15 protein-coding genes are annotated in these 20,286 nt (G+C 73.4%); 14 read left to right on the forward strand and 1 reads right to left on the reverse strand.

Annotation, left to right across the window (positions count from 1 at the left end):
• Positions 1–212 precede the first annotated feature (212 nt).
• From AB0F13_RS10260 to AB0F13_RS10295, 8 genes are all read left to right on the forward strand, one after another.
• Positions 213–1,469, forward strand: a complete 1,257-nt coding sequence (locus AB0F13_RS10260; RefSeq protein WP_362078213.1) for a hypothetical protein — start codon at positions 213–215, stop codon at positions 1,467–1,469.
• Positions 1,470–1,710: 241 nt separating this feature from the next.
• Complete coding sequence (locus AB0F13_RS10265) at positions 1,711–2,670, forward strand: LysR family transcriptional regulator (protein WP_362078216.1); 960 nt, start codon at positions 1,711–1,713, stop codon at positions 2,668–2,670.
• A 135-nt stretch (positions 2,671–2,805) separates the two neighbouring features.
• The gene (locus tag AB0F13_RS10270) at positions 2,806–3,480 is read left to right on the forward strand and encodes a CGNR zinc finger domain-containing protein (RefSeq protein WP_362078218.1); all 675 of its coding nucleotides are present in this window, start codon (positions 2,806–2,808) and stop codon (positions 3,478–3,480) included.
• A gap of 126 nt (positions 3,481–3,606) precedes the next feature.
• Complete coding sequence (locus AB0F13_RS10275) at positions 3,607–4,128, forward strand: sigma-70 family RNA polymerase sigma factor (protein ID WP_362078221.1); 522 nt, start codon at positions 3,607–3,609, stop codon at positions 4,126–4,128.
• Entirely contained in the window at positions 4,125–4,868 is a 744-nt protein-coding gene (locus tag AB0F13_RS10280) for a zf-HC2 domain-containing protein (RefSeq protein ID WP_362078224.1), read from the forward strand. Before AB0F13_RS10275 ends, AB0F13_RS10280 begins: the two co-directional genes overlap by 4 nt.
• Positions 4,869–5,077: 209 nt before the next feature.
• Complete coding sequence (locus tag AB0F13_RS10285; protein WP_362078819.1) at positions 5,078–7,384, forward strand: UvrD-helicase domain-containing protein; 2,307 nt, start codon at positions 5,078–5,080, stop codon at positions 7,382–7,384.
• Between the two features lie 560 nt (positions 7,385–7,944).
• Positions 7,945–9,378 carry an NAD-dependent malic enzyme gene (locus AB0F13_RS10290; protein WP_362078227.1) on the forward strand — a complete coding sequence of 478 codons (1,434 nt, stop codon included), beginning with the start codon at positions 7,945–7,947 and terminating at the stop codon, positions 9,376–9,378.
• 273 nt (positions 9,379–9,651) lie between these two features.
• A complete protein-coding gene (locus AB0F13_RS10295) occupies positions 9,652–9,933 on the forward strand; it encodes an HU family DNA-binding protein (RefSeq protein ID WP_071961969.1) in 282 nt (93 codons plus the stop codon).
• Positions 9,934–10,220: 287 nt separating this feature from the next.
• Here the strand turns inward: AB0F13_RS10295 and murA are convergent, their stop codons facing one another.
• The gene (gene murA / locus AB0F13_RS10300) at positions 10,221–11,561 is read right to left on the reverse strand and encodes a UDP-N-acetylglucosamine 1-carboxyvinyltransferase (protein WP_362078230.1); all 1,341 of its coding nucleotides are present in this window, start codon (positions 11,559–11,561) and stop codon (positions 10,221–10,223) included.
• A 262-nt stretch (positions 11,562–11,823) separates the two neighbouring features.
• Between murA and AB0F13_RS10305 the strand changes: the two genes are divergently transcribed.
• The 6 genes from AB0F13_RS10305 (at position 11,824) to AB0F13_RS10330 (ending at position 20,217) form a co-directional block, all read left to right on the forward strand.
• The gene (locus AB0F13_RS10305) at positions 11,824–12,417 is read left to right on the forward strand and encodes a YqgE/AlgH family protein (RefSeq protein WP_362078233.1); all 594 of its coding nucleotides are present in this window, start codon (positions 11,824–11,826) and stop codon (positions 12,415–12,417) included.
• Between the two features lie 30 nt (positions 12,418–12,447).
• Entirely contained in the window at positions 12,448–12,741 is a 294-nt protein-coding gene (locus tag AB0F13_RS10310; protein ID WP_362078236.1) for a DUF3039 domain-containing protein, read from the forward strand.
• Positions 12,742–13,165: 424 nt separating this feature from the next.
• Complete coding sequence (locus tag AB0F13_RS10315; protein WP_362078238.1) at positions 13,166–14,857, forward strand: beta-N-acetylhexosaminidase; 1,692 nt, start codon at positions 13,166–13,168, stop codon at positions 14,855–14,857.
• Between the two features lie 364 nt (positions 14,858–15,221).
• A complete protein-coding gene (locus tag AB0F13_RS10320) occupies positions 15,222–16,136 on the forward strand; it encodes an FAD binding domain-containing protein (protein ID WP_362078241.1) in 915 nt (304 codons plus the stop codon).
• Entirely contained in the window at positions 16,133–17,851 is a 1,719-nt protein-coding gene (locus tag AB0F13_RS10325; RefSeq protein ID WP_362078244.1) for a (2Fe-2S)-binding protein, read from the forward strand. Before AB0F13_RS10320 ends, AB0F13_RS10325 begins: the two co-directional genes overlap by 4 nt.
• The gene (locus AB0F13_RS10330) at positions 17,848–20,217 is read left to right on the forward strand and encodes a molybdopterin cofactor-binding domain-containing protein (protein ID WP_362078247.1); all 2,370 of its coding nucleotides are present in this window, start codon (positions 17,848–17,850) and stop codon (positions 20,215–20,217) included. The genes AB0F13_RS10325 and AB0F13_RS10330 overlap by 4 nt, the downstream gene beginning before the upstream one ends.
• The last annotated feature ends 69 nt before the right edge of the window (positions 20,218–20,286 follow it).

Raw genomic sequence — 20,286 nt, forward strand, 5'->3', positions numbered from 1 at the left:
GACGGAGGGACGGATCTGCTCGCAAACACGCGAGCAGATCCGTCTCATCGATCTCTGGGGGCATGACCCCCAGACCCGTCATCCCATGTGAGGCCGAGGCCCCACCGCTCTTTCCGGCGGTGGGGCCTCGGTCGTTCCCGGGCACACGTCGCCGGGGCGCAACCGATGGCCCCGGGCGGGCCTCTTACAGAGCGACCAAGGGGGTGGACCCGGTGCAGTGGACGCAGCGGACACGGACAGTGGTCGCCACCGCGGTGGGCATGGGCGCGCTGTGGCTGGGCGGAGCCCCGGCCGCCGTCGCCGACGACGGCCGGGGCTCCGTCGTCGCCGACGACGGCCCCGGCGAGGTGCACCTGCTGCTCAACGGCGCCTTCGGCAACCGCCCCGGCGAGCTGATCGACATCGACGTGCGGGGCGTGCCCGACCGGGACGGTGTCACCGTCACCTCGCCCGTCTTCCGCCACCGGGTGCGCCTGGCGCCCTACGGGCACGGGCACGACGGGCGCGGCCACCACGCGCGGCCCGCGATCACCATGGGCGTCGCGCCCGGCACGTACCCCCTCACCGTCCACGCCGGCGGCCGGGTCGTGGCCGAGGACCGCGTGGAGGTCACGGCTCCGCGGCCACCGGAGTTCCGGGTGAGCGCCCCGGACGACGTGCTGCGGCCGGGGGAGCGGCTGGGGCTGTCCTTCGACGATCTGCGCCCGGGAGCGACGGGCGACTCCTTCACCGCACTCTCCCCGGCCTTCCGCTCGAAGGTGCGGCTGACCCACGATCCCAGGGGCCGGCACTGGAACAACCCCCGGATGTTCACCGCGCTCGTCGCGCTGCCCCTGGACGTCAAGGACGGTACGTACAAGGTCACGCTCACCGGCCCCGACGGCAGCCGGGTGCAGGAGCGGCCGCTCGTCGTCCGTGCGGCCCGGCCCGGCGACAGCGACTACGTCGGCAAGGTGCGCGGTCCGGCGTTCTTCGCCACCGCGGGGCGGCCCGGCGCGGCCCGGGCGCATGGCCACAAGGCCGAGGCCGGCGGGACCGTCAACGTGCTGTGGCGCGACGCCTCCCCCGACCCCGGCGAGGACGAGCGCCTGACCGCCACCTCACCCGCCTTCGAGAGCCCCGTCCCGCTCACGCGCGACGACAGCAAGGCGGGCGATGGCGCCGGGCCGCGGTACTTCGGCCCGGCACGGGTGCGGCCCGGCCTGCAGTCCGGCCGCTACCCCGTCACGGTCATCAGCCACCACGGCCGGGTGAAGAGGACGGGCCACCTGCTGGTCACCGGCGCCGCCCCCGCCGCCTCCGCCGGCCCCGGCGGCCCGGACCGCGCGCTGCTGATCGCGGGCGCGGGCGCGGGCGCGGGCGGCGCGGCGCTGGCGGCCTGGGCGGGCGTTCGGGTCCTGCGGCACCGGTCCCGCGGGCCGGAGGCGGCCGGGACTGCCGCCGTCGGCGAGCGCGAGCCGCAGGTCTGACCAGGCCGGTGGCCTTCATCGCGCGGGCGAGCCGCAGGTCTGACCGGCCCGGTGGCCTCCGTAGGTCTGATGCGGGGGCGAGCCTCAGGTCTGACCGGGCCGATGGCTTGCACTGGTCTGATGGATGCGGGGACGGTGCGCGGGTCTGACCGGTCCGGTGGCCTTGGCCTCCACAGGCCTGATGCCGGGACGATGCGCGGGCGGTGGCGCCGGGGTGGCCGGGCGCTGTTGACTGCCGGGCGTGCCACACGACATAGAGCCACGGCTGCTGAGAGCCTTCGCCGCCGTCGCCGACGAGCTCCACTTCACACGGGCCGCCGCCCGGTTGTACGTCGCCCAGCAGGCCCTCAGCCGCGACATCCGGCGGCTGGAACGCGACGTGGGCGCCGAACTGTTCGCCCGTACGACCCGGGCCGTGGCCCTCACGGCTGAGGGCGCCCGGCTGCTGCCCTACGCGCGGCGGGTGCTCGCCGCGCACGACGAACTGGCGGCGGCGTGCGCGGGGGAGAGCCGGCCGCTGCTCGTGGACGTCGGCGGCCCGGTGAGCACCGGGCAGCGCGTGCTGTCCGGGGCCCGCGGCGCGGCGCCCGAGCTGGAGCTCGTCGCCCGCTACCACAGCGGCCTCAGCGGTGCCGCCGAGCAGATCCTGGCGGGGCGGCTCGACGTGTCCTTCGGGCGGGTGGCGGGACTGGCGGACGGGGTACGGGCCGGGCTGTGCCATCAGCCCGTGCGGCTGGAGCGGATGGCCGTGCTGCTGCGGGACGACCACCCCCTGGCGGGGCGCGGCGCGGTGGAGCTGGGCGCGCTGCGGGGCGAGACGCTCTACGCGGGCGCCGGGAACCCGGCCACCGAGGAGTGGACCGCTCTCGCACAGCTGCTCTTCGAGGGGCGCGGGATCGCCGTGGCCGAGCCGTTCCCCGAGATCGAGGGCGAGGAGGAGTTCGTCCGCGTCGTACGCAAGCGGGGCTGGTCGGTGCTGGCGAGCGACGAGTTCATCGACGTGCCGGCCATGGTGCTGCGGCCGCTGACCGACCCGGTGCCGCTGTCACCGGTGGCGATGGTGTGGCGGCGCGGCCTGCGGCATCCGGGTCTGGAGGCACTGCGGGGCGCGGCACGGGATCTCACGGCGGCGCACGGGTGGCTGGAGCGTCCCGCCGGCTCGTGGCTCCCGGCGGGCGACGCGGCGCTGATGGGTGCCTGAACGGCGGGCTCCCTTCCGCCACACCCGGCAGAAGACCGGTGGAGCCGGTGGGATGACAGCCCTTCCCGCCGACCGCCGCGCCGGGCACCCTGGGACGCGCGGGGGTACCACCCAGAGGGAAAAGGTGACACGCGCATGGCAGCGGCCTCCTACGATCTGCGGTTCGACACCGGGCGGCTGTGCCTCGACCTGGTGGCCACCGCGGAACCGGCGGAGCGGCTCGAGAGTCCGCGCCGCTTACGGTCCTGGCTGCTGGGGGCCCAGGTGGTGCCCCCGGGTACGCCGCTCGACGCCGTGGACGCCGGCTGGCTCGGCCGCTTCCAGGCCGCCCGGGACCTGTTGCACCGCGTCGTCCACGCCGAGGTCGCCGGCCGCGCCGCCGGGCCCGACCTGGAACGGGTGAACGCCCTCGCCGCCACCGCCCCGCCCGCGCCGCGGGCGGTCAGGGACACCGACGGCCTTCTCGTACGGAGCCTCGCCGACGTCCCCGACTGCGGGGCGTTCCTCGGGCAGATCGCCCGCGATGCCGTGGAGATGCTCACGGACGCCGGCGTACGGGGTCAGTTGCGCCAGTGCGAGGGGGAGACCTGTTCGCTGGTCTACCTCGACACCTCGCGGGGCCGCCGCAGGCGCTGGTGCTCCAGCGAGGTGTGCGGCAACCGCGAGCGCGTGGCGCGCCACCGCCGCCGCGCGAGCGACGGGCAGTCGGTGAACGGGCAGTCGGTGAACGGGCAATCAGTGGACGGGCAGTCGGTGGACGGCCGGGCGGTGAAGGCGCAGCCTTCCACACATTTGTCGTCCGGCCGTTGAACGGACCCCGGCGCACGTCCGTATTCATGCCCGAAGGGCACCACCGCCCACCTGACACCCCGGCGCACCGGGAATTACCGCACCGCGCTATCGACCCAGGGGGAAGGCTTGCGCAAGGATGCCGCCGTGGCTGACAGGACGAGTCCGGACGAGGACCTGATGAGGTCGCTCTACGACGAACACGCCGGCCCCCTGCTCGCCTTCGTGCTGCGCCTGGTGGCGGGCGACCGCCAGCGCGCGGAGGACGTCGTCCAGGAGACGCTGCTGCGCGCCTGGCGCAACGCCGACCGGCTGCGCGGCGCCGACGGCTCCGTACGGCCGTGGCTGGTGACCGTCGCCCGCCGCATCGTCATCGACAACCACCGCAGCAGGCAGGCCCGTCCCCGGGAGGTCGACCCGGGGCCGCTGGAACTGCTGCCCGCCGCCGACGAGATCGACCGGGCGCTGCGCCTGATGACCATCTCCGACGCGCTGGGCGACCTTTCCCAGGCCCACCGAGAGGCGCTGATCGAGACCTACTTCAAAGGACGTACCGTGAGCGAGGCAGCCGACGTGCTGGGCGTTCCGGCCGGGACCGTGCGGTCCCGTGTCTTCTACGCGCTGCGCTCCATGAAGCTCTCGCTCGAGGAACGAGGAGTGACGGCATGAACCGGCCGGCACCGGACCATGAGCACACCGGGCACACCGCCGTCGGCGCGTACGCGCTCGGCGCCCTCGACGACGCGGACGCCGCCCGCTTCGAGGAGCACCTCGCCGGCTGCCCCCGCTGCGCCGCCGAGCTCGACGACCTCATGGGCCTCACTCCCCTCCTCGCCGAGCTCAGGGAGTCCACCCCCGACCCGGGCGTGCTCACGGCGGCGCCCCGCCCCGGGCTTCTGGACCGGCTGCTCGACGACGTCACCGGCACCCGCAGGGCACAGCGCACCCGCCGGCTGTGGCTGGTGGCCGCGGCCGCCGCGCTGATCGTCGGGGGCCCCCTCGCCGGCGCGGCCCTCACCGAACAGGACACCTCCGGCCACAGCACCGTGAGCGCCGCCAAGCAGATGTACGAGGACGGCGACAAGACCGGTGGCGTGGACCCCCTCACCAAGGTGGATGCGAGCGTCTCCCTGAAGAGCAAGCCCTGGGGCACCCATGTCGCGCTCCGGCTCGGCAACGTCAAAGGCCCTCTGACCTGCGACCTCGTCGCCGTCGGCAGGGACGGCCGGGAGCAGACGGTGACCACGTGGGCGGTCCCGGCGGCCGGCTACGGCCTGGACGGCGCCGGCACCAAGTGGAACAAGGAACCGCTGTACACGCACGGGGGCGCGGCCTTCAACCGGGCCGACATCGCCCGCTTCGAGGTCCGTACGCTCGACGGCCGGCACCTCGCGACCGTCCCGATGTGAGCGCGGGACCGTCCCGATAATGAGCGCGGGACCGCCGCCCGCCCGGCTGTGATCGCCGAATGGGCGATCCGTCAACAGGTGACACTCGTGGCATACCCCTCATGTCCTGACAGGTGCGCTCACCGCCCCTGTTCGCGTACGGTTGACGGCTGCCCTACGCACAGCAGAAGGGGGCCTGGGTGGCCGCGCAGAACGCCACGGACGCGCACGTGGCGACAGGACCGGCGACGGAGCCCGATGGGGTCCGCGACCGTGAGATCGGAGCTGAACAGCACCATCTGGACCGGGTGTACCGGCGCCTCGAGGAGAAGATCCACGAGGCCGAGTTCCTCATGGACGACGCCGCCAAGCGCGGCCAGGTCGGCACGCCCGGCGCGCTCGCCGAGCGGGACGCCCAGGTGTTCCGCGCCGGGATGCACCTCAACCGGCTGAACAACGAGTTCGAGGACTTCCTCTTCGGCCGCGTCGACCTGCTCCTCGGCAAGGACGGCAAGAAGGGCCCCGACGGCGCGTACACCTCCCTCGAGCCCGCCGACGACGCCGTGGACGGCGACCGCGCCGAGATCGCCGAGACGCTGCACATCGGCCGCATCGGCGTGCTCGACGCCGACTACTCCCCGCTCGTCATCGACTGGCGGGCGCCCGCCGCCGCGCCCTTCTACCGCGCCACCCCGGTGGCGCCCGGCCGGGTCGTACGCCGCCGCGTCATCCGCTCCAAGGGCCGCAAGGTCCTCGGCGTCGAGGACGACCTGCTGCGCCCGGAGCTGACCACCACGCTGGACGGATCCGCGCTCGCCGTCGTCGGCGACGGCGCCCTGATGGCCGCGCTCGGCCAGGCCCGCAGCCACACCATGCGGGACATCGTCTCCTCCATCCAGGCCGAGCAGGACCTGGTCATCCGCGCCCCCGCCGCCTCGGTCACCGAGGTCGAGGGCGGCCCGGGCACCGGCAAGACCGCCGTCGCCCTGCACCGCGCCGCCTACCTCCTCTACCAGGACCGCAGGCGCTACGCGGGCGGCATCCTCGTCGTCTCGCCGACGCCGCTGCTCGTCGCCTACACCGAGGGCGTGCTGCCCTCGCTCGGCGAGGAGGGCCAGGTCGCCATCCGCGCGGTCGGCTCCCTGGTGGACGGCGCCGAGGCCGATACGTACGACGAGCCGGCCGTCGCCCGCACTAAGGGCTCCTCCCGCATGCTCCCGGTGCTGCGCAAGGCGGTGCGCGGAGCCCTGGAGGTGCCGGTCGCGGCCACCGCGGTCCCCGAGCGGCTGCGCGTGGTCGCCTTCGGCGCCCGCGTCGAGCTGGAGGCCGAGGAGCTGCGCCGCATCCGCAACGCCGCGCTCGGCGGGACCGCACCGGTCAACCTGCTGCGCCCGCGCGCCCGCCGCCTGATCCTCGACGCCCTGTGGTCCAGGGCCGGCGGCCGCAAGCGCTACACCGACCCCGAGCTCGCGGCGGAGGCCCGCTCCGCGTTCGACGAGGACATCACCACCGAGACCGTCTTCACCGACTTCCTCGACGCCTGGTGGCCCGAGCTCACCCCGCGCCGCGTGCTGGCCTGCATGGCCGACGAGAAGCGGCTGGGCCGCTGGTCGCGCCGGGTCCTCAACCCCCGTGAGGTGCGGCAGCTGGCCCGCTCGCTGCGTCGGCTGGACGCCGCCGGCAGCGGCCCGCTCTCGGTCCACGACGTGGCGCTGCTGGACGAGCTGGAGACGCTGCTCGGCGTCCCCCACCGCCCCCGGCCGCCGCGCGAGACCGACCCGCTCGACCACCTCACCGGGCTGGAGGAGCTGATGCCGCAGCGCTCGGAGTCGCGCTGGGAGCGCGCCGAGCGGCTGGCGCAGGAGCGCCGCGACTACGCGCACGTCATCGTCGACGAGGCGCAGGACCTGACGCCCATGCAGTGGCGGATGGTGGGCCGCCGGGGCCGCACGGCCACCTGGACGATCGTCGGCGACCCGGCGCAGTCCTCCTGGTCCGACCCGGACGAGGCCGCGGCCGCTCGCGACGAGGCGCTCGGCGCCCGCCAGCGCCGCCGCTTCCGGCTGACCGTCAACTACCGCAACCCGGCGGAGATCGCCGAGCTGGCGGCCAGGGTGCTGGTGCTGGCCATGCCGGGCATGGAGTCCCCGCGGGCGGTGCGCTCCACGGGCGTCGAGCCCCGGTTCGCGGTCGCGGGCGACGAGCTGTCCGTGTCCGTCCGTCAGGAGGCCCTGCACCTGCTGGGCGACGTCGACGGCACGGTCGGTGTCGTCGTCCCCATGGGCCGGCGCGCCGAGGCACGCGAGTGGCTGGCGGGGCTGGGCGACCGCGTGGTGGTCCTGGGCAGCCTGGAGGCGAAGGGCCTGGAGTACGACGCGACGGTCGTGGTCTCGCCCGCCGAGATCGCCGACGAGTCCCCGGCCGGCCTGCGGGTCCTGTACGTGGCCCTCACCCGGGCCACCCAGCGGCTGACGGTGCTCTCGGGCGAGCGGGACGACCCGGACGCCCACGGGGTGCCGGACCTGCTGCGGGAGTGAGCGGCCGGCGGGACCGGGAGTGGGGGGCCGACGCGGGACCGGGAGTGGGGGGCCGACGGTATCGGGACTGAGGGGCCTGCGGGACCGGGGCTGAGCGGTCTGCGGGCCGGGAGTGAGCGGCCTGCGGGACCGGGAGTGAGGGGCGCGGCTCCGGCCGCGCCCGGCCCGGCGCTCGCGGCGGCCGAACGGCGCACTTCGTTGCGTCCGATCTGACGTTCCGAGAGCGGAACGTGCCCTACCGGAATCACTTCGGGAGGCCGTTTGTTAGCCTGGATACGGCACCGGCTCGATCCAAGCCCCCGGGCCCAACCTTAGTCGCTTCGAGCGACCACTTGCCGCGAGGCGAGCATGGCGGGTCGGTGCCACCAGATGTTCTGACGGGCGTCCTTCCCTGGCCGGGAGGACGCCCGTCGGCGTTTGACCTTCTCGCATTCTGGAAGATTTCTTCCGGCATGAGGGCCGGGTTACCGCCTACCCGTCGGTAGGTGGGACGATCGGATGTCTCGCGTCCCCGTGACGCGCGGCACGAGCGAAACAAGCGAAAGCAGAGGAAAGCGGCCATGGCAACGGCGCCTAGCGTCTCGTACTCGATGACGGTCCGACTGGAGGTCCCCGCAGGCGGGACCGCCGTCAGCCAGCTCACCACGGCCGTGGAGTCCTCCGGCGGGTCGGTCACCGGCCTGGACGTGACCGCTTCCGGTCACGAGAAGCTGCGGATCGACGTCACCATGGCGACGACCTCCACCGAGCACGCCGACGAGATCGTCGAGAAGCTGCGCGGCATCGAGGGCGTCGTGCTGGGCAAGGTCTCCGACCGTACGTTCCTGATGCACCTCGGCGGCAAGATCGAGATGGCGTCCAAGCACCCCATCCGCAACCGCGACGACCTCTCCATGGTCTACACCCCGGGCGTCGCCCGCGTGTGCATGGCGATCGCCGAGAACCCCGAGGACGCCCGCCGCCTGACCATCAAGCGCAACTCGGTGGCCGTGGTCACCGACGGCTCCGCCGTCCTGGGCCTGGGCAACATCGGTCCCATGGCCGCGCTGCCCGTCATGGAGGGCAAGGCCGCCCTGTTCAAGCGGTTCGCCGGCATCGACGCCTGGCCCATCTGCCTGGACACCCAGGACTCCGACGCGATCGTCGAGATCGTCAAGGCGATCGCCCCGGGCTTCGCGGGCATCAACCTCGAGGACATCTCCGCACCCCGCTGCTTCGAGATCGAGGCCCGCCTGCGCGAGGCCCTCGACATCCCCGTCTTCCACGACGACCAGCACGGCACCGCCATCGTCGTCCTCGCCGCGCTGACCAACGCGCTGCGCGTGGTGGGCAAGGCCATCGGCGACGTACGGGTCGTCATGTCCGGCGCGGGCGCGGCCGGCACGGCCATCCTCAAGCTGCTGATCGCCGCCGGCGTCAAGCACGCCGTCGTCGCCGACATCCACGGCGTCGTCCACGCGGGCCGCGAGGACCTGGTCTCCGCCGACCCCGGCTCCGCGCTGCGCTGGATCGCCGACAACACCAACCCCGAGGGCATCACCGGCACCCTCAAGGAGGCCGTGCGCGGCGCCGACGTCTTCATCGGCGTCTCGGCCCCCAACGTCCTCGGCGGCGACGACGTGGCCGCCATGGCCAACGACGCCATCGTCTTCGCGCTCGCCAACCCCGACCCCGAGGTAGAGCCGGGCATCGCCCGTCAGACCGCCGCCGTGGTCGCCACGGGCCGCTCCGACTTCCCGAACCAGATCAACAACGTGCTGGTCTTCCCGGGTGTCTTCCGCGGTCTGCTGGACGCCCAGTCGCGTACGGTCGACACCGGCATGATGCTGGCGGCCGCCCGCGCGCTCGCCGATGTGGTCGCCGAGGACGAGCTCAACGCGAACTACATCATTCCGAGCGTCTTCAACGACAAGGTCGCCGGAGCGGTCGCCGGAGCCGTCCGGGAGGCCGCCAAGGCCGCCGGGGCGGCTGTGACAGCCACCACGACGCTCTGACCACGGCGCGTCGAGTGGCGCGACGCCGCTTGGCCCCCCATAAGGTGTCGGGCAGAAATCAGCCGCAGAAATGCGGCCGCATCCGAGGCTGTGGCGCTTTCCGTGTGACTCTCCAGGGTGCCGGATTGGCTTTCCCGCCACTGGTGGGGGCAGGATGCGTAACCGGGCGCGAGGGTCTGGCAAACGGACCCGGGTCCGGGGACTGTCCGAGGGCCCTGGCAGCATCGGCTTCGATCTCACGCCTCAATGGCAAGAAGAACACGGGAGTACAACATGAACCGCAGTGAGCTGGTGGCCGCTCTGGCCGACCGTGCCGAGGTGACCCGCAAGGACGCCGACGCCGTTCTGGCCGCCCTCGCCGAGACCGTCGGCGAGATTGTCGCCAAGGGCGACGAGAAGGTCACCATCCCCGGCTTCCTGACCTTCGAGCGCACCCACCGTGCCGCTCGGACCGCGCGCAACCCGCAGACGGGCGAGCCGATCCAGATCGCTGCCGGTTACAGCGTGAAGGTCTCCGCGGGCTCCAAGCTCAAGGAAGCCGCCAAGGGCAAGTAAAGCCTCCAGCGCGAAAGGGCGGCCACCCGGGCAGGGTGGCCGCCCTTTCGGCGTCCTTGCGGCGTAAACGGCCTGTGAACGGCCCGTGAAGCCCATAACGGCCCGTCAGGGTCCCGCACTGGCCTTCGAGGCCGGATACGGGCCCTACGGGCCGTCAGGGGCTTGCGCGACCCGCGGGCTTCAGCTCGCGGAGCCGTTCGGCAGCTCCACGTTCGCGCCGAGCTCCCTCAGCTTGTCCATGCCGGGTTGTCCCGGGGGATGACCCCCGGACCCCCAGCCGGGCGTGGTCAGCTCGCGGAGCCGTTCGGCAGCTCCACGTTCGCGCCGAGCTCCCTCAGCTTGTCCATGAAGTTCTCGTAGCCGCGGTTGATCAGGTCGATGCCGTGGACCCGGGAGGTGCCGTCGGCGGCCAGGGCCGCGATCAGGTACGAGAAGCCGCCGCGGAGGTCGGGGATGACCAGGTCGGCGCCCTGCAGCTTCGTCGGGCCGGAGACGACCGCGGAGTGCAGGAAGTTGCGCTGGCCGAAGCGGCAGGCGGAGCCGCCCAGGCACTCGCGGTAGAGCTGGATGTGCGCGCCCATCTGGTTGAGCGCGGAGGTGAAGCCCAGGCGCGACTCGTACACCGTCTCGTGGACGATGGACAGGCCCGAGGCCTGCGTCAGGGCCACGACCAGCGGCTGCTGCCAGTCGGTCTGGAAGCCGGGGTGGACGTCCGTCTCCAGCGCTATGGCGTTGAGCGGGCCGCCCGGGTGCCAGAAGCGGATGCCCTCGTCGTCGATCTCGAAGGCGCCGCCGACCTTGCGGTAGGTGTTCAGGAAGGTCATCATCGAGCGCTGCTGGGCGCCGCGCACGTAGACGTTGCCCTTGGTGGCCAGCGCCGCGGACGCCCAGGAGGCCGCCTCCAGGCGGTCCGGCAGGGCGCGGTGGTTGTAGCCGCCGAGCTTGTCGACACCGGTGATGCGGATCGTGCGGTCGGTGTCCATGGAGATGATCGCGCCCATCTTCTGCAGTACGCAGATGAGGTCCTCGATCTCCGGCTCCACGGCCGCGTTCGACAGCTCGGTGACGCCTTCCGCCAGCACGGCGGTCAGCAGCACCTGCTCGGTCGAGCCGACCGAGGGGTAGGGCAGGCGGATCTTGCAGCCGCGCAGCCGCTGCGGGGCCTCCAGGTACTGGCCGCCCTCGCGCTTCTCGATCGTGGCACCGAACTGGCGCAGCACGTCGAAGTGGAAGTCGATGGGCCGGCCGCCGATGTCGCAGCCGCCCAGCCCGGGTATGAAGGCGTGGCCGAGGCGGTGCAGCAGCGGGCCGCAGAAGAGGATCGGGATGCGCGAGGAGCCGGCGTGCGCGTCGATGTCGGCGACGTTGGCGCTCTCCACGTACGTGGGGTCGAGGACCAGCTCGCCGGGCTCGTCACCGGGACGGACCGTGACGCCGTGCAGCTGCAGCAGGCCGCGCACGACGCGCACGTCCCGGATGTCGGGGACGTTGCGCAGCCGGCTGGGGCCGCTGCCGAGCAGCGCGGCGACCATGGCCTTGGGCACGAGATTCTTCGCGCCGCGGACGCGGATCTCTCCCTCGAGCGGGGTACCGCCGTGGACAAGCAGGACATCGTCAGGGCCGGTCATGGATCTCGCGTTCCTGGAGTTGGGCAGGGGGCAAGAAGAAAGGGTAATGGGACCGGAGGGCCCATAGGGCGCCCCGTCGGGGCTGTAGGCACGTCATGGGTTTGTCACAGCACTCTGCGTATATGGAATGGTAGCTACCGGTTATCGCCGGGTCGCTGCGGGTCATTTGCGCGGGCGCTGCTCTCGTACGCCCCCTTGCCGCCCCCGGCTCATCGTCGCTGACCACTCCCCGCGGGGGCCGGGTATGGGGGATCATGGCGCCATGACCGAGGTGTCCTCGCTCACAGGACGACTGCTCGTCGCGACACCGGCACTGGCCGATCCGAATTTCGACCGCGCGGTGGTGCTGCTGCTCGACCACGACGAGGAGGGCTCGCTCGGCGTGGTCCTGAACAGGCCGACCCCGGTCGGTGTCGCCGACATCCTCCAGTCCTGGGCCGCGCTGGCAGGCGAGCCGGGGGTGGTCTTCCAGGGCGGCCCCGTCTCGCTGGACTCGGCGCTGGGCGTGGCCGTGGTGCCGGGGGAGCCCCACGACCAGGGCGGCGACTCCCCGGCCGGTGACGGCCCCCTGGGCTGGCGCAGGGTGCACGGCGCCATCGGGCTGGTCGACCTGGAGGCGCCGCCGGAGCTGCTGGCCACGGTCCTGGGTTCGCTGCGGATCTTCGCCGGCTATGCCGGCTGGGGCCCGGGACAGCTGGAGGACGAGCTGGTCGAGGGCGCCTGGTACGTGGTCGAGTCCGAGCCGGGTGACGTGTCGTCGCCGGACCCGCAGCGGCTGTGGCGGGCCGTCCTGCGGCGTCAGCGCAGCGAACTGGCGATGGTCGCCACCTATCCGGACGACCCGAGCCTCAACTGACGGGGGTCCGTCCCAGTACCCTTGGGGACCATGAGCACTCTTGAGCCCGAGCGCGGGGCAGGTACCGGCACCCTCGTAGAGCCGACACCGCAGGTGTCGCACGGCGACGGCGACCACGAGCGCTACGCCCATTACGTCCAGAAGGACAAGATCATGGAGAGCGCGCTCTCCGGTTCTCCGGTCGTCGCTCTCTGCGGCAAGGTCTGGGTCCCCGGGCGCGACCCGAAGAAGTACCCGGTCTGTCCGATGTGCAAGGAGATCTTCGACGGCATGGGCGCCGGCGGGGACGACAAGGGCAAGGGCGGAAACGGCGACAAGAAGTAGCCCCACCGGCTGCTCATCCCGGGCTCTCCACGGCTCCCGGGGCGCGATCACGCGCCCCGGGAGCCGTCTGCTTCCGCCGGGCGGATGTCCGCGCGGCGGCGGGGCCCGCCTGCCCGGTGCAGGTGTCGCGTGCGGCCGCGCGCGGCCTACCGCCGGTCTGAAGCTCTCGGCCGGCTCTGCGCCGGCCTGCGGCTTCTCCCTCGGCTGAAGCCTTCCGGCTGAAGCCTTCCGCCGCCCGCGGCCTCTCGCTCGCCTCCCGCTTGCCGGGTCGTCTGCAGGTCGCTTGCAGGTCGCTTGCAGGTCGCTTGCCGGGTCGCGCCGCGCGGGAAGGCGGTCGCGCGGGGTGCGGTGTCCCCCGCAGGGGTCTCCGGCCCCGCCGGCAGGGCGGGGGCTTTCCTGGGCAGGGCGGCCGAGGATGGACGGCATGAGCGACTTCGCGAGCAACGCCGGCACGGACCTGATCCCCGCGCCGCGCCGGTTCCACCGGACACCGCCCACCCGCGGGCTCGACGTCCTCGACGAGAAGACCGGGCTCGACGAGGAGACCGTCCTCGACGCGGGGCCCGGCACGCAGGGCGTCGCCCACTGGCTGCGTTCGACCGTCGGCGCCGCCACCGGGCTGCCCCTGCCGGACGGCCGGAGCGGCGACAACCGCATCGTCCTGCGCGTCAGCACGGACGTGGAACGGGAACTCGGCCCCGAGGGCTACCGGATCGTGACCGACGGCCACGGGATCCGCCTCGACGGCGGCAGCGCCGCCGGAGTCTTCTGGGCCGCGCAGACCCTCCGTCACATGCTCGGAGCGGCCGCCTTCCGGCGGGCGCCGGTCGGCTCGCGGACCGAGTGGCACCTACCGATGGCCGTCATCGAGGACGCCCCCCGGTTCGCCTGGCGCGGCGTCCTCCTCGACGTGGCCCGGCACTTCATGCCGAAGGACGGCGTGCTGCGCTACATCGACCTGCTCGCCGCGCACAAGCTCAACGTCCTCCACCTCCACCTGACGGACGACCAGGGCTGGCGCATCGAGATCGAGCGCTACCCGAAGCTGACCGAAGTCGGCGCCTGGCGCGCCCGGAGCAGATACGGACACGGGGCGTCCCGGCTGTGGGACGAGCGGCCGCACGGCGGCTACTACACGCGCGACGACATGCGCGAGATCGTCGCGTACGCCGCGCAGCGGCACATCACGGTCGTCCCCGAGATCGATATCCCCGGCCACTCGCAGGCCGCCATCGCCGCGTACCCCCACCTGGGCAACACCGACGTCATCGACACCACCGCCCTTTCCGTCCGGGACACCTGGGGCGTCAACCCGAACGTACTCGCCCCCACTGACAGCACCCTCGCCTTCTACGAGAACGTCCTCACCGAAGTCCTCGAACTCTTCCCCTCCCCCTTCGTCCACATCGGTGGCGACGAGTGCCCCAAGGACCAGTGGAGGGCGTCCCCGGCCGCCCAGGAGCGCATGGCGGCGGAAGGGCTGGCTGACGAGGACGGGTTGCAGAGCTGGTTCATCCGTCACTTCGCCCGGTGGCTGGCCGGGCGGGGCCGACGGCTCGTCGGCTGGGACGAGATCCTGGAAGGCCGGCAGCCGGGAGAAAGCCCGGCGCCGGGCGTCATCGTCTCCTCCTGGCGCGGCTACGGCGGTGGCATCGCCGCGGCACGGGCCGGCCACGACGTCGTCATGTGCCCGCAGGAGCACGTCTATCTCGACCACCGCCAGGCCGCCGGCGACGACGAGCCCGTCCCCATCGGCTACGTCCGCACCCTTGAGGACGTCTACCGCTTCGAGCCCGTACCGGCCGCTCTGACGGAGGCCGAGGCCGCGCACGTCCTCGGCGCCCAGGCCAACCTCTGGAGCGAGGTGACGGAGACCCAGCAGCGCGTCGACTACCAGGCGTTCCCGCGCCTGGCCGCCTTCGCCGAGACGGTGTGGTCCACCCTTCCCGCCCCGGGGCAGCGCGACTACGCGGACTTCGAGCGCCGGATGGCCGCCCACTACGCCCGGCTCGACGCCCTCGGCGTCGATTACCGCCCACCGGGCGGCCCGCGCCCCTGGCAGCGCCGGCCCGGCGTGCTCGGACGCCCGATCGAGGGCGCGCCCCCGATCGTGTGAGGCGCGCCGGAAGGTGACGAACCGTATGGCGTGGCCCTGGCACGGTGGTCCTTCACACACGGCCGTAAGCCGCTATTGGCCGCCGTAAGCCACCGTAAGTCGGCGTAAGCGCTGTTAGGCGCCGTTAGGCGCTGTTAGACACACAAGGATCCCCTAAATATGGCAATGCGCCCACAATGCTTACAGCGGAGAGAATGTTCGAACTCGGACTTTTCTCCCGAGTGGGGGCGGTCCGGCGGTTCGCGGACCCTCGCGACGGTGGCCCTGCAAGATGTGCCAGAGTTGCCACGTCCGGGCCGACAGCACGTACCGTACGGCGAGACCTGGCGGAACAGTCGGGACCACCGGGGAAGGGGCAGCTGGGTTGACCACGCACGCACCGCAGGCGGCGCACACGGTGACGTTGCCGGGCTCGCTCGACGAAGCCGTGGCGGCGCTGGCCGCCATGCCCACCGCTGTGCCCGTCGCCGGCGGCACCGACCTGATGGCCGCCGTCAACTCCGGGTTGCTGCGACCCGCCGCACTCGTGGGCCTCGGCCGCATCAACGAGATCCGCGGCTGGCAGTACCAGGACGGCGCCGCCCTGCTGGGCGCCGGTCTCACCCACGCCCGTATGGGCCGCCCGGACTTCGCCGCCCTCATCCCGGCCCTCGCCGCCGCCGCCCGCGCCGCCGGGCCGCCCCAGATCCGCAACGCCGGCACCCTCGGCGGCAACATCGCCTCCGCCGCGCCGACCGGTGACGCGCTGCCCGTGCTCGCCGCCCTCGAGGCCTCGCTCGTCATCGCGGGGCCCGGCGGCACACGCCGCGAAGTCCCCGTCGGCCGCCTCCTCGCCGGGCTCGACATACTCCGGCCGGGTGAGCTGATCGGCTACGTGCGCGTGCCGCTGCTGCATGCCCCGCAGACCTTCCTCAAGGCCACCGGACGCACCGGCCCCGGCCGGGCCATCGCCTCCGTGGCCGTCGTCCTCGACCCGGCGCGCCGCAGCGTGCGGTGCGCGGTGGGCGCGGTCGCGCCCATGCCGCTGCGCCCGTTCGACGCCGAGCGCTGGGTCTCCTCGATCATCGACTGGGACGGCGACCGAGCCCTCGCGCCGGACGCCTGCGCCGCCTTCGGCGAGTACGTCGCCGCGGCGTGCATCCCCGACCCGGCACCCGTGCCCCCGGAGCTGTCCGCCCAGGACGGCACCGAGCCGGGCACCCTGCCGCCGGCCGTGCTGCATCTGCGTCGTACGGTGGCGACTCTGGCCCGCCGAGCACTGGGGAGGGCACTCGCGTGAGTGACGAACAGCAGCGACACACCCAGGTGCCCGCGCCCGGCGCGGGCGGCTGGCAGCCGATTCCGCAGGGCGCCGGGCTCGACGCGGAGGGCACGACCTTCCTCCAGCTCCCGCCCGAACTCCTGGCGCACCCGGGTCCCGCGGGCGCGGGCTGGGGTCCGCTGGCGGCGCCCGGTACCGGGTACACGCCGCCCGCCACCGACTCCTGGCCGCAGCCACAGACGCACCCCCAGGCGCCAGCGGCCGCGCCGGAGCCTCTCGCCGAGCCGGTGCCCGAGCCCGTCCCGGTGGGACAGCCGCACGCGCAGGGCCACTGGGACGGGGCGTACGAGGCCTCCTACGGACAGCACATGGCCACCGGCAACGGTGGCGTGGACGGCGCCCCGAACGATCCGTACGACGTGGGCCGGCAGGGGACCGGTCCGTACGGCACGGATCCGCATGGCACCGATCTGCATGGCACCCATCCGCACGGCACCGATCCGCATGGCGCGGGCATGGCCGACACGGCGCAGTGGCCCATGCCGTTCGCCGCGGACGCGGGTGCGGACGCGGGTGTCCCTGACGCGGCGCCGGAGGCCGGTTCCACGGGACAGTGGACGGTGCCGGCCGCCGGGGACGACTCGGTGGAGGAGTCCGGCGAGTACGCGCTGAACGACACCGGTGCCGGACAGTCCGCTCAGTCCAGCCAGTCCGGTCAGTCCAGCCAGTCCGGTCAGACCGGCCAGTCCGCTCAGTCCGGCCAGTGGTCCGTTCCGGCGGCCGCGCCCGGCGACATGGTCGACGAGTCGGGCGACTACGACCTGAGCGCTGTCGGCGGGGTCACCGGTGCGGGCGAAAATCCGGGCGCGAAGTGGACGCCCGACGGGTCCCCCATGGTGCCCGCGGCCCGGACGGAGACCGCGCCCGGTGCCGAGCCGGAGCCCGAAGCCGTCGAGGCCCCGGCAGCCGCCGGCGTTCCCGAAGCGGCCGCGGCTCCCGAAGGCGTGGAAGCCGCCCCCGAGCCGGACGGCGCCGGCCAGGCACACCTCGAAGCGGACGCGTACGCCGCCGCCTACCCGGAGGCGGAGGCCGGTACCGAGGCGTATGGCGAGCCGATGGCGGCGGGCCCGCACGACGAGCACCCGTGCGCCTCGTACGTCCTCAGCGTCAACGGCACCGACCGCCCCGTCACCGACGCCTGGATCGGCGAGTCCCTCCTGTACGTACTGCGCGAGCGCCTCGGCCTCGCGGGTGCGAAGGACGGCTGCTCGCAGGGCGAGTGCGGCGCCTGCTCCGTACAGGTCGACGGCAGGCTCGTCGCCTCCTGCCTCGTCCCCGCCGCGACCACGGCCGGCGCCGAGATCCGTACGGTCGAGGGCCTGGCGTCGGGCGGTCAGCCGTCCGACGTGCAGCGCGCGCTCGCCGAGTGCGGAGCCGTCCAGTGCGGCTTCTGCGTGCCCGGGCTCGCCATGACCGTCCACGACCTGCTCGAGGGCAACCATGCCCCGACCGAGCTGGAGACCCGGCAGGCCATCTGCGGCAACCTCTGCCGCTGCTCCGGCTACCGGGGCGTGCTCGACGCGGTGCGCCAGGTCGTCGACGAGCGTGCGGAGACGGCCGCGGCCCAGGAAGAGGACCGGGACGGGCAGCCGGAGACGGAAGCGGCACGCATCCCGCACCAGGCGGGTCCGTACGGCCATGGCGACAGCGGCAGTGGAAGGGCGATGGCATGACAGGAACGGGCGGGACGGCCGGAATGGGCGGGACGGGGGGCACGACGGGCGCGGGCGACATCCCCGCCTCCGTCCTCACTGCCGCCGTCGCGCCGCCCGCCGCTCCCGACGCCCCGCCGCGCGGCCTCGGCGTCTCCCTCCCGGCCACCGACGCGGCCGCCAAGACCCAGGGCACCTTCCCGTACGCGGCCGACCTGTGGGCCGAAGGCCTGCTGTGGGCCGCCGTGCTGCGCTCCCCGCACCCCCACGCCCGCATCCTCTCCGTCGACACCTCCGCCGCCGCCGCGATGCCGGGCGTACGCGTCGTGGTGACGCACGCGGACGTACCCGGCGACGCCGCCCACGGCCGGCGCATCGCCGACCGGCCCGTCTTCGCGTACGACCTCGTCCGCTACCACGGTGAGCCGATCGCCGCCGTCGCCGCCGACCACCCGGACACCGCCCGCCTGGCCGCGGCGGCCATCGCCGTCAAGTACGACGTACTGGAGCCGGTCACCGACCCCGAGCAGGCGTTCGCCGCCGAGTCGCTGCACCCCGACGGCAATCTGATCCGCCACATCCCGCTGCGCTTCGGCGACCCCGACGTGCACGGCGAAGTGGTCGTCGAGGGCCTGTACCGCATCGGCCGGCAGGACCCCGCCCCTATCGGCGCCGAGGCCGGCCTCGCCGTACCGCGCCCGGACGGCGGCGTCGAGATCTACACCGCCTCCACCGACCCGCACGCCGACCGCGACCTCGCCGCCGCCTGCTTCGCCCTGGAACCCGAGCGCGTGAAGGTCGTCGTCACGGGCGTCCCCGGCGCCATGGGCGACCGCGAGGACCCGGGAATCCAGCTCGCCCTTGGCCTGCTGGCCCTGCGCACGGGGCACCCGGTCAAGCTGGCGGCGACCCGCGAGGAGTCCTTCCTCAGCCACGCCCACCGCCACCCGACGCTGCTGCGCTACCGGCACCACGCCGACGCCGACGGCAAGCTGGTGAAGGTCGAGGCCCAGATCCTGCTCGACGCCGGCGCCTACGCCGACTCCTCGTCGGAGGCGCTGGCCGCGGCCGTCGCCTTCGCCTGCGGCCCGTACGTCGTCCCGCACGCCTTCGTCGAAGGCTGGGCCGTACGCACGAACAACCCGCCCTCCGGTCACGTGCGCGGCGAGGGCGCCATGCAGGTGTGCGCCGCGTACGAGGGCCAGATGGACAAACTCGCGGCGAAGCTCGGCCTGGACCCGGCGGAGCTGCGTATGCGCAACATCATGGCGACGGGCGATCTGCTGCCGACCGGCCAGACGGTGACGTGCCCGGCCCCCGTCGCGGAACTCCTGCGCGCCGTCCGCGACCACCCGCTGCCCGCCCTGCCGAAGGACGACCCCGAGGACGACTGGCTGCTGCCCGGCGGCCCCGACGGCGCCGGCGAACCGGGCGCGGTCCGGCGCGGCGTCGGCTACGGCCTCGGCATGGTCCACATGCTGGGCGCGGAAGGCACGGACGAGGTCTCGACGGCCACGGTCAAGGTCAGTGGCTCGGTGGCCACGGTCATCTGCGCGGCCGTGGAGACCGGCCAGGGCTTCACGACCCTCGCCCGCCAGATCGTCCAGGACGTCCTGGGCATCGACGAGGTCCACGTCGCCCCCGTCGACACCGACCAGCCCCCCTGCGGCCCGGCGGCCCACAGCCGCCACACCTGGGTCTCGGGCGGCGCGGTGGAGCGGGCGGCGAGAATGGTCCGTACGCAACTCCTGCAACCGCTGGCCCACCAGTTCGGCATGTCGACGGAACTGCTGACGATCGCCGACGGCAGGATCACCTCGTACGACGGCGTGCTGAGCACGACGGTCACCGAGGCCCTCGACGGCAAGGAACTGTGGGCGACGGCCCAGTGCCGCCCGCATCCGACGGAGCCGCTGGACGACACCGGGCAGGGCGACGCCTTCGTGGGCATCGCCTTCTGCGCGGTGCGCGCGGTCGTGGACGTCGACGTGGAACTGGGTTCGGTGCGGGTCGTGGAAATGGCCGTGGCCCAGGACGTCGGCCGCGTCCTGAACCCCGCTCAGGCCAGGGCCCGCATCGAAGCGGGCATCACGCAGGGCGTCGGCGCGGCCCTGACGGAGAACCTCCGCACCAGTGCGGGCCAGGTCCGCCGCCCCGACCTCACCGCGTACGCCCTGCCGACGGCGCTGGACGCGCCGGACGTCCACATCGTCAAGCTGGTCGAGGAACGCGACGTCGTCGCCCCCTTCGGCGCGAAGGCGATCAGCGCGGTGCCGGTGGTCACCTCCCCGGCGGCGGTGGCGGGCGCGGTACGCGCCGCCACGGGCCGCCCGGTCAACCGCCTCCCGATCCGCCCGCAGACGGCGGCGGGCGCGCCGGGGGTTTGAGTACCCGTACTCACGTACGTGTCACTGCCTGTCAGTAATGTTGGGCCGGTTGTTGATACGGGGCTGACA

This window comes from Streptomyces sp. NPDC026206 (genome assembly GCF_040638465.1).
Lineage (GTDB): Bacteria > Actinomycetota > Actinomycetes > Streptomycetales > Streptomycetaceae > Streptomyces.

What these genes read in the sequence shown, in the direction of transcription:
- AB0F13_RS10270 (WP_362078218.1), top strand. Translation starts at nt 2,806, where the DNA reads ATGGCAGCGGCCTCCTACGATCTGCGGTTCGACACCGGGCGGCTGTGC.
- AB0F13_RS10280 (WP_362078224.1), top strand. Translation starts at nt 4,125, where the DNA reads ATGAACCGGCCGGCACCGGACCATGAGCACACCGGGCACACCGCCGTC.
- AB0F13_RS10290 (WP_362078227.1), top strand. Translation starts at nt 7,945, where the DNA reads ATGGCAACGGCGCCTAGCGTCTCGTACTCGATGACGGTCCGACTGGAG.
- AB0F13_RS10295 (WP_071961969.1), top strand. Translation starts at nt 9,652, where the DNA reads ATGAACCGCAGTGAGCTGGTGGCCGCTCTGGCCGACCGTGCCGAGGTG.
- murA (WP_362078230.1), bottom strand. Translation starts at nt 11,561, where the DNA reads ATGACCGGCCCTGACGATGTCCTGCTTGTCCACGGCGGTACCCCGCTC.
- AB0F13_RS10305 (WP_362078233.1), top strand. Translation starts at nt 11,824, where the DNA reads ATGACCGAGGTGTCCTCGCTCACAGGACGACTGCTCGTCGCGACACCG.
- AB0F13_RS10310 (WP_362078236.1), top strand. Translation starts at nt 12,448, where the DNA reads ATGAGCACTCTTGAGCCCGAGCGCGGGGCAGGTACCGGCACCCTCGTA.
- AB0F13_RS10315 (WP_362078238.1), top strand. Translation starts at nt 13,166, where the DNA reads ATGAGCGACTTCGCGAGCAACGCCGGCACGGACCTGATCCCCGCGCCG.
- AB0F13_RS10330 (WP_362078247.1), top strand. Translation starts at nt 17,848, where the DNA reads ATGACAGGAACGGGCGGGACGGCCGGAATGGGCGGGACGGGGGGCACG.